Source organism: Flavobacterium sp. N3904 (assembly GCF_025947305.1).
Lineage (GTDB): Bacteria > Bacteroidota > Bacteroidia > Flavobacteriales > Flavobacteriaceae > Flavobacterium.
In genome coordinates this window covers 103,703-120,519 of sequence record NZ_CP110009.1, presented here as the reverse complement: position 1 = coordinate 120,519, position 16,817 = coordinate 103,703, and the positions used below count along the sequence as shown (strand labels likewise).

Annotated in this window: 15 protein-coding genes and 1 pseudogene; 13 read left to right on the top strand and 3 right to left on the bottom strand. The window is 34.5% G+C overall.

Annotated elements, in window-relative coordinates:
* The first annotated feature begins 82 nt into the window (after nucleotides 1–82).
* The 6 genes from OLM57_RS00555 to OLM57_RS00530 all read left to right on the top strand — a co-directional run bounded on the left by OLM57_RS00555 (nucleotide 83) and on the right by OLM57_RS00530 (nucleotide 5,972).
* On the top strand, nucleotides 83–259 hold the full coding sequence (locus OLM57_RS00555; protein ID WP_264565294.1) for a DUF5522 domain-containing protein: 177 nt from the start codon (nucleotides 83–85) through the stop codon (nucleotides 257–259).
* A 299-nt stretch (nucleotides 260–558) separates the two neighbouring features.
* Nucleotides 559–2,538 carry a urocanate hydratase gene (locus tag OLM57_RS00550; RefSeq protein ID WP_264565293.1) on the top strand — a complete coding sequence of 660 codons (1,980 nt, stop codon included), beginning with the start codon at nucleotides 559–561 and terminating at the stop codon, nucleotides 2,536–2,538.
* Nucleotides 2,539–2,871: 333 nt separating this feature from the next.
* Nucleotides 2,872–3,411, top strand: a complete 540-nt coding sequence (locus OLM57_RS00545) for a DUF4136 domain-containing protein (RefSeq protein ID WP_264565292.1) — start codon at nucleotides 2,872–2,874, stop codon at nucleotides 3,409–3,411.
* Between the two features lie 55 nt (nucleotides 3,412–3,466).
* A complete protein-coding gene (locus OLM57_RS00540) occupies nucleotides 3,467–3,859 on the top strand; it encodes a group III truncated hemoglobin (protein ID WP_264565291.1) in 393 nt (130 codons plus the stop codon).
* A gap of 119 nt (nucleotides 3,860–3,978) precedes the next feature.
* On the top strand, nucleotides 3,979–4,758 hold the full coding sequence (gene budA / locus OLM57_RS00535) for an acetolactate decarboxylase (protein WP_264565290.1): 780 nt from the start codon (nucleotides 3,979–3,981) through the stop codon (nucleotides 4,756–4,758).
* A 122-nt stretch (nucleotides 4,759–4,880) separates the two neighbouring features.
* On the top strand, nucleotides 4,881–5,972 hold the full coding sequence (locus OLM57_RS00530; RefSeq protein WP_264565289.1) for an alpha/beta hydrolase family protein: 1,092 nt from the start codon (nucleotides 4,881–4,883) through the stop codon (nucleotides 5,970–5,972).
* A 76-nt stretch (nucleotides 5,973–6,048) separates the two neighbouring features.
* Here OLM57_RS00530 and OLM57_RS00525 read toward each other — a convergent pair whose 3' ends face one another.
* Both OLM57_RS00525 and OLM57_RS00520 read right to left on the bottom strand, forming a co-directional pair.
* Nucleotides 6,049–7,287, bottom strand: a complete 1,239-nt coding sequence (locus OLM57_RS00525) for an alginate export family protein (protein ID WP_264565288.1) — start codon at nucleotides 7,285–7,287, stop codon at nucleotides 6,049–6,051.
* 452 nt (nucleotides 7,288–7,739) lie between these two features.
* Nucleotides 7,740–8,060: pseudogene (locus tag OLM57_RS00520) on the bottom strand (c-type cytochrome); the annotation flags it as partial.
* 642 nt (nucleotides 8,061–8,702) lie between these two features.
* On the opposite strand from OLM57_RS00520, the gene ric reads away from it, so the two are divergent.
* From ric to OLM57_RS00485, 7 genes are all read left to right on the top strand, one after another.
* The gene (ric, locus tag OLM57_RS00515; protein WP_264565287.1) at nucleotides 8,703–9,434 is read left to right on the top strand and encodes an iron-sulfur cluster repair di-iron protein; all 732 of its coding nucleotides are present in this window, start codon (nucleotides 8,703–8,705) and stop codon (nucleotides 9,432–9,434) included.
* Nucleotides 9,435–9,463: 29 nt separating this feature from the next.
* Complete coding sequence (locus OLM57_RS00510; RefSeq protein WP_264565286.1) at nucleotides 9,464–11,569, top strand: ribonucleoside triphosphate reductase; 2,106 nt, start codon at nucleotides 9,464–9,466, stop codon at nucleotides 11,567–11,569.
* Nucleotides 11,570–11,706: 137 nt separating this feature from the next.
* Entirely contained in the window at nucleotides 11,707–11,874 is a 168-nt protein-coding gene (gene nrdD / locus OLM57_RS18675; RefSeq protein ID WP_319800263.1) for an anaerobic ribonucleoside-triphosphate reductase, read from the top strand.
* Nucleotides 11,828–12,544, top strand: a complete 717-nt coding sequence (locus OLM57_RS00500) for an anaerobic ribonucleoside-triphosphate reductase activating protein (protein WP_319800262.1) — start codon at nucleotides 11,828–11,830, stop codon at nucleotides 12,542–12,544. Before nrdD ends, OLM57_RS00500 begins: the two co-directional genes overlap by 47 nt.
* Nucleotides 12,545–12,694: 150 nt before the next feature.
* A complete protein-coding gene (locus OLM57_RS00495) occupies nucleotides 12,695–13,129 on the top strand; it encodes an RrF2 family transcriptional regulator (protein ID WP_264565285.1) in 435 nt (144 codons plus the stop codon).
* A gap of 63 nt (nucleotides 13,130–13,192) precedes the next feature.
* Nucleotides 13,193–13,921 (top strand): hypothetical protein, encoded by a 729-nt coding sequence (locus OLM57_RS00490; protein WP_264565284.1) that lies wholly within the window; start codon nucleotides 13,193–13,195, stop codon nucleotides 13,919–13,921.
* Nucleotides 13,922–14,032: 111 nt separating this feature from the next.
* Nucleotides 14,033–14,782 carry a DUF3667 domain-containing protein gene (locus OLM57_RS00485; RefSeq protein ID WP_264565283.1) on the top strand — a complete coding sequence of 250 codons (750 nt, stop codon included), beginning with the start codon at nucleotides 14,033–14,035 and terminating at the stop codon, nucleotides 14,780–14,782.
* 57 nt (nucleotides 14,783–14,839) lie between these two features.
* On the opposite strand, the gene OLM57_RS00480 is transcribed toward OLM57_RS00485, so the two are convergent.
* Nucleotides 14,840–16,654 (bottom strand): hypothetical protein, encoded by a 1,815-nt coding sequence (locus tag OLM57_RS00480; protein ID WP_264565282.1) that lies wholly within the window; start codon nucleotides 16,652–16,654, stop codon nucleotides 14,840–14,842.
* Nucleotides 16,655–16,817: the final 163 nt, after the last annotated feature.

The window sequence follows — 16,817 nt, the reverse complement described above, 5'->3', positions numbered from 1 at the left end:
TTATAGATTTGTACAAGCAATTTGCGTCAAATTAAAGAAAAACACAATCGTTCAGAGACGAATTTCAAGCATAAAAAACAGAATGGCAGAACAAAGTAATGAAAATAAATTAATTGAGGGAGAAGATTTTTATTATACACCCGAAGGTTACAGATGTTTTACCGAAAAATACCATTTGAAAAGAGGCTATTGTTGTAAAAGTGGTTGTCGTCATTGTCCTTATGGATTTGATAAGAAAACGGGGCTTTTGAAAAAGTAATCAGTTTGCAGTATTCAGAAGGCAGAATTCAGAAAACAGTATTTTAAATATTTCAATAATTATAATGGACATCCTTTCTTTAAAATATAGAATTAAAATTCATAAGTCCTACCATAGGTCGGATATACGGTATCCCTAAGTTTGTCATTTTAATTAAACAATGATTATTCGATTTTTAGATTATTCGACAGTTCGAAAAATCTAAATAAATACAACCAAAAAGATTGATAGATGTGCTTTATTGAGTTTATAAAATTCTAATAATCCAACAATCCAACAATCTAAAAATCTAAAAACAGATGACTTTTCAAGAACAAATACAACAAGGAATTCCTTCTATATTACCACAGCCAAAACCGTATGAAGCCAACATCAACCACGCGCCGAAACGGAAAGAAATCTTGTCTGACGACGAGAAAAAACTGGCGCTTCGAAATGCTTTGCGTTATTTTGATCCAAAACATCACGCTGAATTGATTCCTGAATTTCGCAACGAACTAGAGACTTATGGTCGTATTTATATGTACCGTTTGCGTCCTGATTATAAAATGTATGCCCGTCCAATCTCGGAATATCCCGGAAAATGCGAGCAAGCCAAAGCCATTATGCTGATGATTCAGAACAATCTGGATTATGCAGTAGCGCAACATCCGCACGAATTGATTACCTATGGAGGGAATGGTGCGGTTTTCTCAAACTGGGCTCAATATTTATTGACAATGAAATACTTATCGGAAATGACCGATGAGCAAACGTTGACGATGTATTCCGGACATCCCATGGGATTGTTTCCTTCCCACAAAGAAGCACCGAGAGTGGTGGTTACCAACGGAATGGTGATTCCGAATTATTCTCAACCTGATGATTGGGAAAAAATGAATGCCCTGGGCGTTTCGCAATACGGGCAAATGACTGCGGGTAGTTATATGTACATAGGCCCACAGGGAATTGTACACGGAACGACAATCACGGTTTTGAATGGTTTTAGAAAAATAAAACGCTCACCAAAAGGCGGCTTATTCGTAACTTCTGGATTGGGTGGAATGAGTGGCGCACAGCCGAAAGCGGGAAATATTGCAGGTTGCATCACAGTTTGTGCGGAGGTAAATGCTAAAATAACACATATTCGACACAGTCAAGGCTGGATAAATGAAGTGGTTGAAAACATTGACGAATTAGTCAAAAGAGTCGCTTTGGCGAAAGCCAATAATGAAACCGTTTCTATCGCCTACCTCGGAAACGTAGTCGATGTTTGGGAACGTTTTGACGAAGAAAACCTTTACATTGATTTGGGTTCCGACCAAACTTCGCTTCACAATCCATGGGCAGGTGGGTATTATCCAGTCGGAATTTCATTTGAAGAAGCCAATGAAATGATGGCGAACAATCCTATTTTATTCAAGGAAAAAGTGCAAGAAACTTTGCGTCGACATACAACGGCTATCAACAAACATACTGCCAAAGGAACCTATTTCTTTGATTACGGAAATGCCTTTTTACTCGAAGCTTCTCGTGCAGGAGCCGATATTATGGCGGAAAATAAAATTGACTTCAGATACCCAAGTTATGTGCAGGACATTATGGGACCTATGTGTTTTGATTATGGTTTCGGACCTTTCCGTTGGGTTTGTACCTCTGGAAAGCCTGAAGATTTAGCCAAAACAGATGCTATTGCCTGTCAAGTTCTGGAAGAAATGGCCAAAACGGCTCCTATTGAAATTCAGCAACAAATGCAGGATAATATTCAGTGGATCAAAGGCGCACAAGAAAATAAATTGGTTGTGGGATCTCAAGCCCGAATCCTATATGCCGATGCCGAAGGTCGTGTAAAAATTGCCGAAGCATTCAATCAGGCGATTGCCAAAGGCGAGATAGAAACAGTAGTTTTGGGGCGTGACCATCATGACGTTTCAGGAACGGATTCTCCTTACCGAGAAACTTCCAATATTTATGATGGCTCTCGTTTTACGGCCGATATGGCAATTCAAAACGTGATTGGGGATAGTTTCCGTGGTGCGACCTGGGTTTCTATACACAATGGTGGTGGCGTAGGCTGGGGCGAAGTCATCAACGGTGGTTTTGGAATGGTGCTGGACGGTTCCAAAGAAGCTTCCCGCCGCTTGGCTTCGATGCTTTTTTGGGATGTCAATAACGGAATCTCAAGACGCAGCTGGGCACGTAACGAAGGAGCTGTTTTTGCTATAAAACGCGCTATGGAAGTTGAGCCTTTGTTAAAAGTAACATTACCCAATTTAGTAGACGATGCATTATTAGAATAGTAATTAGTTATTGGTGATTAGTTATTAGCCACAAAATAAGTTATTCACTAAAATATTTTAGGAGCCAATCACGCTATTCGCTCCAAGATTTTTTACAAACTCGTTTTTTTCTAAGAACAAAAAGGAGCTTCCTCTGGTCGCTCTTTTTGTTCAAGAAAAAAATACTCGTTTATCAAAAATGCTTTCCGCTGCTATCAGGGCTAGCGCGGCCAACAGTAACAAAATGATTTGATAGAAACTTTTCGCCAGTAGAAAAATAATTATTACCTTTCTGATAATTATTATGGTATAATTTTTGATTAATATTTATTCTATCTTAAATCACACAGAAACATGAAAACATTTAAATTCTTGCCCTTATTATTGCTTTTCATAGTAGCCTCATGCAGTACTATAAAAGTAAATTCAGATTACGATAAAAGTGTCAATTTTTCACAGTTCAAAACGTATGCCTATATGAAATCAGGTATCGACAAAGTGGAAATTTCAGATATTGATAAAAAACGAATCCTGAATGCCATTGATCAACAAATGCTAGCCAAAGGATTTACAAAAAGCGAAACACCCGATTTATTAATTAATATTTTTACTAAATCCCGCGAACAAGTTAGCGTCAATCAATTCAACTCAGGTTGGGGTTACGGATGGGGTTGGGGATGGAATCCTTACCTGTACGGAGGGCAAACAACAGTTACCACCTCTACAGAAGGGGTTTTATATATTGATTTAGTTGATGCCAAAAAGAAAGAATTAGTTTGGCAAGGAGAAGGAAAAGGGGATCTAAGTAAAAAAGCAGAAGAAAAAGACAAAATTGTTAATGATTTTGTAACTCAAATTTTGGCTCAGTACCCACCTGTACTTCCCCAAAAATAAAAATAGTTAAAGACAAAAACCTACCTTTGCGTAGGTTTTTTTATATCCATAAATCATGACAAACAAAGACATAACAAACATAGAAGATATTCAATTATTGGTCAACAGCTTTTACGCCAAAGTGAAAAAAGACGATCTGATTAGTGGTATTTTCAACGAAAAAATAGGTGATCGTTGGCCAGAACATTTGGAGAAAATGTATCGCTTTTGGCAAACTATTTTGCTCGAAGAACACACTTATTCAGGAAGTCCTTTTCCACCGCACAAACAACTCCCTGTCGAGAAAGAACATTTTAACCGTTGGATGGAAGTTTTTACTGAAACTGTGGATAGCTTATTTACAGGTAAAAATGCTGATGAAGCCAAACTGAGAGGTAAAATGATGGCCGAGATGTTCAATCACAAAATTGAGTATTTCAGGCATGAGGCAAAACATCCGCTTTTGTAACAGAATCCACATTGATTAAAATTGCCATAGATTTTAAAAACTTTTAATCTGCAAATGTGCGGTAATTCATTTTCAAGATCATTGTGTTACTTTTGTTACTCTAACGAAACCAAATTACAATGACTTATTCTTTAAAAGCAATTAGCTTTATACTTATTACATTATCCTATTTTACGAGCAACGCCCAAAAAGACAGAAACACTAAGATTTATCAATATGCCACAATCAACGCCTTGATGGAAGGTGGTTTTGATGGTGATATGACTTTTAGCGATTTGCAAAAAAAAGGCACTTTCGGTATCGGAACTTTTAATGAATTGGACGGCGAAATGATTGGGTTTGACAATCATTTTTATCAAATTAAATCGGATGGAAAAGCTTATGAAGTTTTGCCTTCGCAAAAAACACCTTTTGCAGTTGTGACCAATTTTTATAAAGACAATGTTGTTTTTGCACATCAAACATTTGACCTCAAGAAGCTCTATGCTTTACTGGACACCATATCGCCCAATAAAAATTTATATGTGGCGTATAAAATCAAAGTAAAATGTCAGACTCTAAAAACCAGAAGCGTTTCCAAACAAGTGAGGCCGTATCCTCTGATGATTGATGCCGTAAAAAAGCAATCGGTATTTGAGTTGGGGACTATTTCTGGAACACTGATTGGTTTTCGATTTCCGGATTATATGAAAGGACTTAATGTTCCGGGATATCATTTTCATTTCCTGTCGGATGATAAAAAGGTAGGTGGACACGTATTGGATTTATCGGGTTCAAATTTTGAAATTGAAATTGACTACATGGATGATTTTGAATTGCATATTCCCGATAATGAAGCATTCAATAAACTGAATTTAACTAAAACCAAAGCGGAAGATTTGGAGAAAGTGGAGAAATAATTAGGCTAAACTGATTGTTCAAAAGCAACCTTAATTGAGAGAATTCGTATAAATACTGTAACAAACTGAAAAAATGCAGTCTTACTGCTCATTAGCTTTCAATCCATTAAACCACCATCATTTTGAAAAATTACTCCAGTACATTAAAATTAGTATTAGTTCATTTATTTTTAACTGCATCACTTTTTGCTAAATCTCCATCGCAAACTATAATTGCAAAGACCGCTCATGACTCCATTGTCAGAAAGCAAATTTCTGAAGACAACTTTGTTTTGATCAACGGCATCAAGCAATGGATAACGATTAAAGGAGAAAGTTCAAAACCTGTTGTTTTGTTTATTCACGGCGGTCCCGGTAGTCCTATAAGTCCTTATTCGGACAATCTGTACAAAGATTTGTCAAAGGATTTTATCATTGTTCAATGGGATCAGCGAGGAACAGGAAAAACGTATGGACGTAACGCTCCAGCAGAATTGACACCTGAATTTTTGCAGGCTAATCCATTAACATTGGAGCAAATGACAGCTGACGGAATTGCAGTGTCTGAATATCTTTTGAAACATTTGGGAAAACAAAAACTCATCCTTTTTGGTACATCCTGGGGCTCGGCACTAGGAGTCAAAATAGTAACCAAAAGACCAGATTTATTTTATGCTTATGTGGGTCATTCACAAATTGTAAAACCGGCGATTGATGAAGCATTTTATACCAAAATTTATAAAATTGCTGAGGATAAAAACGACTCGGAATCGTTGGAAGTGTTGAACTCTATTGGTAAACCACCTTACGATAGAGCCAAAAAAACGGGCCAGTTATTTAGAGTTTTAAAAAAGTATGAAAGAGCCAATTCGACACCTGCTCCTGATACTTGGTTTGTAGAAGCAACTGCTTATAACAGTCCGAAAGACAATCAAAATCGAGAGGATGGTGATGATTATTCATTTGTCAATTATATCGGTGACAGCAAACTGGGAGTGCATTCGATGATTGATACGATTGACTTGATGCAAGATAATTTAGAGTTTAAAATTCCTGTTTACTTGATTCAAGGCAATGAAGACCTAATGACACCAAAAGAAGCTTCGAAAGCCTATTTTGATAAAATAAAAGCACCCGAAAAGAAGTATTATTTGCTTCCGAAAACTGCTCATGGTTTTAATGAATCGGTTTTGGAAACACAATCTAAAATTTTTAGGAGTATAAAAACGTCATAGTAAAATAGGATAGAGGTATAAATAAAAAAAGGAGCCACTAATTCAAAGCTCCTTTTTTTGAGTTTACCATATAGAACTATTTTTTGGTTGAAAATATTTGAGGATTTACATTAACCATTACCCAAGCCCAGTTGTTGGGATGGTCTATGTCTCCTCCTTTAATGCTTTGAAGCGTACTGGTTCCGAAAATTTGAGAATATCCTCCGGATACTGTTATGTTTTTATGGGCGGCATATTTTACAATAAAATCTTCTTCAACACCATAATAAGGATTCATTTTGTTTTTGGAAGCATCCAAAACAGTATTTCCGGCATAAAAAACATGACTGGTAAGCAAGGCATCCCATTTTCCTGTAATGTAATTGAGTTTCAAGAAATAATCTTTTAAACCTGCATTGTTTTGGTAGTTAGACACATAGAAATAATCCATATTTCCATCGAAGGCATGATTGGCTCCGTTTTTAGGATAAAAGGATTTAATCATCGTACTGGAATTGTCTTGTCCTTTTCCAGAAAGGAACTCATATCCAAGTGTAGTATTAAAATGTTCTGTAAAAGAATATCCTAATGTTGCCCAGGCATACCATGCACTCACAGTGTTTTTTTCGTATTTTCCGGTTTGCCCGTATGTGGCAAAAGTTCCGGTCCATTTATTTGAGGTACTACTAATATAGGTCCCAAAAGTCTGCATGTAATCTTGTTTTAACTCGGGTAGCGGATCTGGTACTGGTTTTGGCATAGCCTCTTCATATCCCGCATTTAGAAAAAGCAAACTCACATCCACTTTTTTCAATTGAGTGTGATACCAGGCAAATTGCATGCTTTTATAATTGTTTACCGAATAAGGGGTTACAATGTCTGTCTCAGACAAAGCGCTATAGGAATAACCAAGATCCAGTTGATTTTTTTTGTTTTGAAAAGTTACCAAAGCAGCATCTTGACTTTGGCCAGATTGCGCCCAATCCGATTGGGATAATAAACGTTGGTTGTCATAAGAAATGGCTTGTCTCCCTAGTCGAATTCTCCAATGTTCATCAAAATTATATTGTGCCCAAGCTTCAAATAATTCAACGCCATTAACATCTGTTTTTGTTGTTGTCGGTACATCACCCCACACTCGAACATTTTGCATTACCACTCGAGTAACAAATTTATCTTGCTTGAAATTCAGACTCAAACGGGTTCTTTGAGAAATAAACTGTGATGGGGAAACTCCATAAGGAATAAAGGAGCGATAACCGTTTCTAAATTCATAACGGGGTCTGATTTGTAATGTAGCATCAAATTCCTGAGCATAGATTCCTAGGTTTATCATTAAAATTAATGATAGTAAGATTTTTTTTAGCGATTTCATTATTGGTTTCTTGTGAGGCAACCTAACTATTTTAAGAAAATCAATTATATGTAGGCTTTTTCTGTAAATAATTTTTTGGAAGAACCTATTTTTAATGGTGTAAAAATAGAAGTCATTTAAAACCTAGGGCATGATAAAAATCATATTTCACTTTTTTTGTTTTTGTTTTTATTTTGAGATATGAATTGCTTATTTTTTTAGGGTTAAATAGTTAATTCAATGATTAATTTTAGTAGATTTTTACTTTTATATGCAGAAAAATAAATTTAGTATTAGACAATAATTTGACTTAATCGTATGATTTAAAATATAAAAGCAAAAAGAGCCTGATTTTTATAAAAAAAAGCTCTCTGTAGTAGTTATTTTGGTAATGCTTTTTAATAAGGAGGTGAAGGCTTATTAATTCTCTGCAGTTATTTTCTTTGAGCTTTTACCATTGCAGGAGTAATCACTTTTTTGCTATTCCCCCAACTTGCATAAACATAAGTCAGCACATCTGCTATTTCTTGATCATTTAGAACTTGTGCTGGCATAGGAGTGTTGTATTTCTTTCCGTTTACTGTTATCGGTCCATTAGATCCTTTAATTACTTGTTTAATGGCGCGATTTACGTCGGCATTCAAATAATCCGATTTTGCCAAAGGAGGAAAAGCTCCCGGAATTCCAAGACCTGTAGCTTGATGACAAGCGATACATGTTTTGGCATAAACTCCCTTTCCTTTGTTTGTATCTTGACTAAAACCTTTTAGACTTAATCCAATTAATGCAAATCCTAAAATGTACTTTTTCATGACTTATAAATATTTAAATGGTGTTTGTTTATTTTGCCGAACGTTAGTATTATGCGACACTCAAGTTAATTTCTTAGTTATAATTGGCAGTCGGAGTAATCTTTTCTCTCATTTACAAAGATATCTTATCTGTAGTAAATGCAAATAGATTTCTTCTTATTATTTGTCTAATAATACTTAAAAAAAATGTCTTTTTATTGTGATTTAATGTATACTATTAGCCATAATTTTGTTGGATTAATTCATTTCTGACCAATTAATCATTTTAATTGAAACCTGAAACTTAAAAAAATAATAATTACCAAAAATAATATTCTGGTAAATGTCACTATTCATTTCGGAATAAGTTTTCAACAGTAGAATGTTCTTAACTCGTGTGTGAAATATGATAAAAATCATGTTCTAGGTTTTTAAATAATCGTAAAATTATAAAGTCAAAAAAAGAAGATTCCCAAATCTCATTCTTTTAGTTTTCAATCATTTACATAAAACAAAAAATAATATATTTAATTAAGGATAAATTTGTCTTTTATTTAAATTACACCTAATTTTGTACTCTAAATTTTAATTATAAAAAATAACAAAATGGAAACTTTAGAGAAAATTACAATAGGAGAATATGTAGCAAAAGACTTTAGAACAGCAGCTTTATTTTCAAAATATGGCATTGATTTTTGCTGTAATGGCAACAGAAGCATTGAAGAAGCTTGTCAGAAAAAAGCAGTCAACCCTGATATTTTATTAGGGGAAATTGAAAATATTTTAGCATCAAAAAGCGATATAGGAATCGATTTCAATGCATGGCCAATCGATTTATTGGCCGATTATATTGAGAAAACGCATCATCGCTATGTTGTTGAAAAAACACCGGTTTTGCTTCAGTTTTTAGATAAATTAAGCAAAGTGCATGGGGCAAATCATCCTGAATTGTTGGAGATAAATGAACTCTTTAAAGGTTGCGCCGAAGAATTGGCTAATCATATGAAAAAAGAGGAAATGATTTTATTTCCATTTGTAAAGAACATGGTTCATGCCGTTATCTCGGATGAATTAATTGAGCAACCTCATTTTGGAACTATTCAAAATCCTATCACTATGATGATGCACGAACACGATGCCGAAGGAGAACGTTTTAGAAAAATAGCAGAATTAAGCAATAATTATACACCGCCATCAGACGGATGCAACACCTATAAAGTAACATTTGCGATGTTGCTGGAATTTGAAGAGGATCTCCATAAACACATTCATTTGGAAAATAATATTTTATTCCCAAAAGCAACCAAGCTCGAAAAGGATTTTTCGACACAATTATAACCAATGTCAAACACTAAAAATTAACAACTATGGAAAATTACGTCATCAAAAGAAATGGAAAATACAAGCCATTTGAAAGTTTTAAAATAAAAGATGCTATTGAAAAGAGTTTCAAGAGTGTCTCCGTAGTTGTTGACGAAAGTGTTTTTGAAAATATAATTATTCAACTTGAGAGCAAAGAGGTATGGGCCGTTGAAGAAATTCAGGACTTAATTGAGAAAAAATTGTTTGAGAAAAAATATTTTGATGTGATGCGCTCCTTTATGTTGTTTCGCCACACCAGAAAATTGCAGCGAGAGCATATCAACGGATTAAACGATGATACTACTTATGTTGACAGTACACAAACTATCGAAGAATACATAGAGCAAACCGATTGGCGCATCAATGCCAATGCCAATACTTCGTATTCTAATGCAGGATTGGTAAATAATGTGGCGGGAAAAATCATTGCCAATTACTGGTTGGATAAAGTCTATACCAAAGAAGAAGGTTATGCACACCGCAACGGAGATATTCACATTCATGATTTGGATTGCCTTACAGGATATTGTGCAGGTTGGAGCTTGCGTGTATTGCTTAACGAAGGTTTTAATGGCGTTAGAGGTCGTGTGGAGAGCAAACCACCTTCTCATTTTAGGGAGGCGCTGGGACAAATGGCCAATTTTATGGGAATTCTTCAAAGCGAATGGGCAGGAGCACAGGCTTTCAGTTCGTTTGATACCTATCTTGCTCCTTATGTTTTTAAAGATAATCTAGGTTTTGATGATGTTTTGAAGGCAGTAAGAGGTTTTGTTTATAACTTGAATGTGCCGGCGCGCTGGGGACAATCTCCTTTTACGAATATTACTTTGGACTGGATTGTTCCCGATGATCTAAAGACTCAGATTCCAACCAAAAATGACTACCATATTTTTGAAAATAACATTACATCTAATTTATTAATTAGAGCCAGAAAAAGAGGAGTAACCAAAGTAACCGATTTGCGCTATGAGCATTTCCAGAAAGAAATGAACCTCATAAACAAAGCGTATTATACTGTAATGACCGAAGGCGACGCCAATGGTCAACCATTTACATTCCCGATTCCGACAGTAAACATTACCGAAGCTTTTGATTGGGATGGTGAAAATACCGATTTGCTTTTTGAAAACACAGCAAAAATCGGTTCTTCGTATTTTCAGAATTTTATAGGAAGTCAGTATATTTTGGATGAAAATGGCAATCAAATTGAAAATGAGAATGCCTACAAACCGAATGCCGTTCGCAGTATGTGTTGTCGTTTGCAACTTGACTTGCGTGAATTGTTAAAACGCGGGAACGGACTTTTTGGAAGTGCAGAAATGACCGGAAGTATTGGCGTGGTGACTATAAACATGGCCCGTTTGGGATACTTAAACAAAGGGAATAAAGATAAATTATATACCCAACTGGATCAGCTTTTATATATTGCCAAATCGACTTTGGAGAAAAAAAGAGTGTTTATTCAGGAAATGTATGATCGCGGATTATATCCTTATACCAAACGTTATTTGCAACATTTCAGAAATCATTTTTCGACTATTGGTGTAAATGGAATGAATGAAATGATTCAGAATTTCTCCAACAATCAAGACACAATTACTTCTGAAGAGGGTATTGAATTTGCTTCTGGAATTCTAGATCACATTCGAAACAGAATGAGAGAGTTTCAGGAAGAAACTGGGAATCTTTACAATTTGGAAGCTACTCCTGCTGAAGGGACAACTTATCGTTTTGCCAAAGAAGACAAAAAACGTTTTGACGATATTATTCAAGCCGGACAAAATCAGAATATTTATTATACCAATAGTTCTCAAATTCCAGTAGATTATACAGAGGATCCTTATGAAGCTTTGTTGTTGCAAGATCAATTGCAATGCAAATACACTGGCGGAACGGTTTTGCACTTGTACATGAGCGAAAAAATAAGTTCACCAGAAGCCTGTAAGCAGTTTGTAAAAAAAGTGATTTCCAATTTTAGATTGCCTTATATCACTGTAACGCCGGTGTTCAGCGTATGCCCAATACACGGTTACTTGAATGGAGAACACGAATATTGTCCGAAATGTGATGAAATTATAATTGAAGAAAAAGCTAAGTTCATTGAAATTTAGAAGAGAATTCAACCGCAAGGTTCGCAATAAATTACGCTAAGTTCCCTAAGCTTTGCGGACATTGTGCATCCTTTGCGTCCCGATAATTATCGGGATTGCGGTTAAATTTTATAACCTAACTATTAAACAATAAAGACATGAAAATAACAACCAAAGAGATTTTAGATCAAAATCAAGAATTACGCACCAAGTGCTTAGTGTACACACGAGTTATGGGCTATCATAGACCCGTAGAAAGTTTTAACATAGGAAAAAAAGGTGAACACAAACAACGAACACATTTTACAGAAGGAAAGTGTTGCTAAACCTATTTATAGCTTAACTCCTTTTACGTTATTGGATTACCCTCATAAATCAGCTTGCATACTTTGGTTTGCAGGCTGTAATATGCGTTGTCTTTATTGTTATAATCCCGAAATTGTTTTGGGTAAAGGAATAATTTCATTCGAAAAAATAATATCTTTTTTAAAATCCAGAATCAATCTTTTGGATGCTGTTGTTTTTAGCGGAGGCGAATGTTTGTTGCATAAAAAGTGCATTTCATTTATCGCCGAAGTCAAAAAAATGGGATTCTTGGTCAAAATAGACACCAATGGTTCACAACCTGAAGTCCTAAAAGAACTCATAGAAAAAGAGCTCATCAATTATGTGGCGCTCGATTTTAAGGCAATGCCTGCTAGTTTTGAAAAGATAACACAGTCCAAACTTTTTATTCCCTTCGAAAAGTCATTGCTTTTATTGCTTCAAAGCAGAATACCGTTTGAAGTACGCACAACAGTGCATTCTGAATTATTAAAGAAAAAGGACATTCAGGAGATGATTTTCTATTTAGAAGCAATTGGTTATACTGGAAACTATTACATTCAGCATTTTATGAATGAGGTTTCAACGATTGAAAAATTAGGACATTCATTCAAGGAATTGGAAAATGAAAATCTTTCGACAGAAAAAATTAAAGTGCATTTTAGAGGATAATCAGTCGAAGGAAACTGTTTGTCTTTTAGGCTTTTTATTTTGTAACAGAAACTTAATTTTATTAACCGAATTGTAACGTTTAAGCGTTCAAAACTCTAGTATTTACTTTCAAAAATGAAACTTATTTCTTAAATTTGTAAAAAACCGATTATGTTTTCTAAAACCTGCGAATACGGCATTCGAGCTACAATTTTCATAGCTTCCCAATCTTATCAAAACAATAGAGTTGGGCTCAAAGACATTGCCAAAAAAATTGATTCCCCTGAAGCTTTTACAGCAAAAATTCTTCAAATATTATCCAAAGACAACATTATACATTCCGTAAAAGGTGTTGGCGGAGGTTTTGAAATACCTCGGGAAATAATGAAAGACATCAAATTGGCCCAAATAGTAAATGCCTTGGAAGGTGACCGCGTTTTTACTGGTTGTGGTTTGGGACTCAGTCAATGTACCGAAGGACATCCTTGTCCGATGCACGAAAAATTCAAAGCCATCCGAAACGAATTGGCTTTCATGCTCGAAAATACGAATCTAGAAGAGTTGGCTCTTGGAATTAAATCTGGAGATACTTTTTTGAGATATTAATAAAAAGTAATCTTATATTTACATGGTATTTTTTAAGTGATTGAATTTAAAACTTAAATTGTCATGACTAAATCTAAGGAATCCAATTTAAATACTTTTTTAAAAGTAGATTACAAAGAAGAAAATAGTATTTGGCTTACCAATAGTCTTACACTCCGAAAGATTATTGGTGTTCTGGGAATGGTAATGCCATTGCTGCTGTTTTTGTTTTTATATCTTGACAATGGATTAAGTTCTCCTTTGGAGTCCATTAGTCATTATTATTACACCCGAGTGAGTGGAATATTTGTAATTATTTTGAGCTTATTGGCCTTTTTCTTGATTGTTTACAAGGGCAAAAATCCTATTGATTTCTATATTTCTTTATTTGCAGGAGTTTTTGCGCTCTTGGTTGTTTTATTCCCAACAAGTAATATCATTGAAATATGTGGTGATCCTACCAAAAAATACGCTGTAACGATTTTACCTGCGAGCGATTTTAGAATGTATTTTCATTACATTTCTGCTGCATTATTCTTCATTTGTCTTTCCTATATGTCCTTTTTTTTGTTTACAAAGTCAAACAAAACTCCAAGTAAAAGAGGAATCCAAAAAACCATTCGAAATCGAATTTATAGAACTTGTGGTGTAGTAATGTTTTTGGCCATTTTGATATTATTTGCCGGTTCTCTTAAAATAATTCCAGCAAGTTATTTTAAAACATATCCGTTGACTTTTTGGATGGAGACACTTGCTATTGAAAGTTTTGGTTTTGCTTGGTTGGTCAAAGGGGAAACATTGTTTAAAGATTAATTCACAATTATTTATTCGGATGTTAGTTTCAATTTTTTAATTAATCTGCTATATTTACGTAAAAAATATTTTTGTTCTATTTTTTATAAAGACTAATAATCAGCAAGAAAAATGAATATCACTTGTAAAAACTGCCATCAAACTTTCAAAGGGCATTATTGTAGTAATTGCGGGCAGACCGCAGAGACTCACAAACTCAATTTACATTATTTATGGCATGACATTCAACATGGATTATTACATTTTGACAGTGGAATATTTTATACGGCCAAAGAATTATTCACAAGACCAGGCCATTCGATTCGGGAATTTATAGAGGGAAAAAGAATAAAACATTTCAAGCCAATTTCTTTGATAATGGTTTTGGCAACGACTTATATTGCTTCAATCCATATACTTCATATTGATTTATTTGCAAAAACAAACGAAACTGTAATTCCAGATTCTCATATTGATATGGAACAATTTAGAGAGTGGTTGTTTTCTCATTTTGCTTGGATTAACTTATTGAGCATTCCTTTACATACTGTTGGTACAGCAATTTGCTTTAGAAATCAAGGGTATAATTTTATAGAATATTTTGTGCTCAACACTTACAAAGCGGCTCAAAAATTATATGTTTCCATTTTGTTTCTTCCACTTTTGTATCATTATAGCGGAACTCCAACTGTTGAAATTTTGAGCAAAATTCTTCTTATTATTGATTTTGTCTTATATTTTTGGACCAACGAGCAATTTTTCAATCAGTTGTCAAAAACAAAAACATTTTTCTTGACACTATTGACTCATTTTATTTTTTGGATTTTAATAATCGCAATTGCTTCTCTTGGGGTCGTTATTGTTGAATGGTATTTAAACTAAAGAAAGAACACTTAGTAAATAAAAAAAGGCTTGATTTACGTCAAGCCTTTTTTGTTTTTAAACTATTATTAATTCAGGTATACAAAGGTCAAACAGTTCTTTTTTGTATTGTTGCAATTGATTTTCGATGGTTTGTTTGCTTTTCTCAAACCAAGTATTGGAAGCAAGTAAGGACTGATAATATTCAATTCCTTCATTTAAATTACTTTTAAAAGCTTTCAATTTTTTTACTTGAGGTGCTGTTATTTGTTCTGAAAATTCATTGATTTCATTTTTCAAATAGTCCATGTACATTTTCAATTCGTTGATAATTACATTTGGACGATCGGTAGTTCCTAATACAGAAGCATTTCCATAAATGTGTTTCACCATATCCAGCAGCGAAACTTCTTTGTCAAAATAAGCCAAATTGGGGCCAGGACAAATAACGACTCCTTGTGATTGTCCCGTTATTTTGATGTGATTTTCAAGATAAGAGGCATTTGCCAAACCTACGCAAAGACATGATTTTTCTGTAATGCTATTTTTCTTTTTATTAAACTCTGATGAGGTTAATGAATCTTTTGCAGCATCCAGTTCATCTAACTTTAAATCTTGGTATTTTTTGGAAGCCGGACACATTCCTTTAGGACCATATTCTTTGCTTAAGGCCAAGAATTTTTTCGGACACGAACTTCCGGATTTTTCGTCGTGAATGCGTTTTTGTTTAAAATATTCATTCGTAGTTCCTTTTACCGCATTGAACGGGATACCAAGAGGTGAAATATGGCTTAAATAAAAATCATCTTCTTTGGCTTTTTCCAAAAGAATTCTGGTGGCAGGATCTACAGAAGTTGCTTCTGGAACCAACAAAAATGGAGAACCCCAGCCTACAGAATCAACCTGATACTGATCTAATAAAAACTCATGTTCTTCGGCGGTTCCAACTCCTCCTTGCACTGTGATTTTTAATTCTAATGGATTTTCTGGTGCATGCATTCCTTTTAAATCCAAAGCTTTTACCATCAACTCATGTGCCGATTGTATTAATTGTTCTTTCTTTTGCTTGAATTCTTCGAGAATCGGGCCCAACAGAAATCCGTCGGTAGCAAAGGCATGGCCGCCGCAGTTTAAACCGGATTCGATTCTATATTCTGATACCCAAAGCCCTTTTTTGGCTAAGAAATTCCCTTGAATCATCGCCGAACGAAAATCACTTACTTTTAAGATAATTTTCTTTTGCAATTGATTATTTGCATCTGGATAAAAAACAGGAAAGTTTTCAAAATAGGCGTATAATCTAGGATTCATACCCGCAGAAAGTACTACAGAAGAGGATAAATTGCTATTTGCAAAACCACGAAGTGAAGCATGTGCGTCATTAAATTCAACTGGTAATTGTTCATTTTTGTTAAAGTTGTCTTTGTCAACCTTTGTCATAATATTGACATCTATTTCCCCAGGAGAAAGATTGTTTTCAAGGTAATTTTTGATGTTTTCCTTAAAAGCAATTCCATCGTCGATTAAATCTTGCAGCCCTTTTTTAATCTCAGATTTGTTGGGTAACATTGCAATATAATTCTCTAAAGCTTGTTTGCTTTCGGTTAATTCAACTTTGAATTTTTCAAATTTTTCTTTGACAATCGTGTCCATTAAATTCAAATAGGAAGTGACTCTTTCGGCACGATAATCATGCATTTTTTGAGTGATTTCCTGGTAAGGCATTTTGAATTTTTCGCTATAAAAAGCATTCATTCTTTCAATCAAATCATCATCAATAATTGAAACTACAGAAGAAATTCCGTATTGTGCCACTCGTATAGGACTGTCAATTGTATAGGCCAATCCCATTACAGGGATATGGAAAGTATGCAATGGTTTTTTTGTTGTCATGCGTGTTATTGGTTTATTAAATGATTTTACAAAGGTTATGAATGTTCTTCTTTAAAAAGCTGATAAATGTCATACTCACAAGAATCATATTCGAATACATTTGCAAGTTTTAAAAATTACAACCGCAACTATTTAACAAAAAGCTCTTTTCTGATAGTTTTCT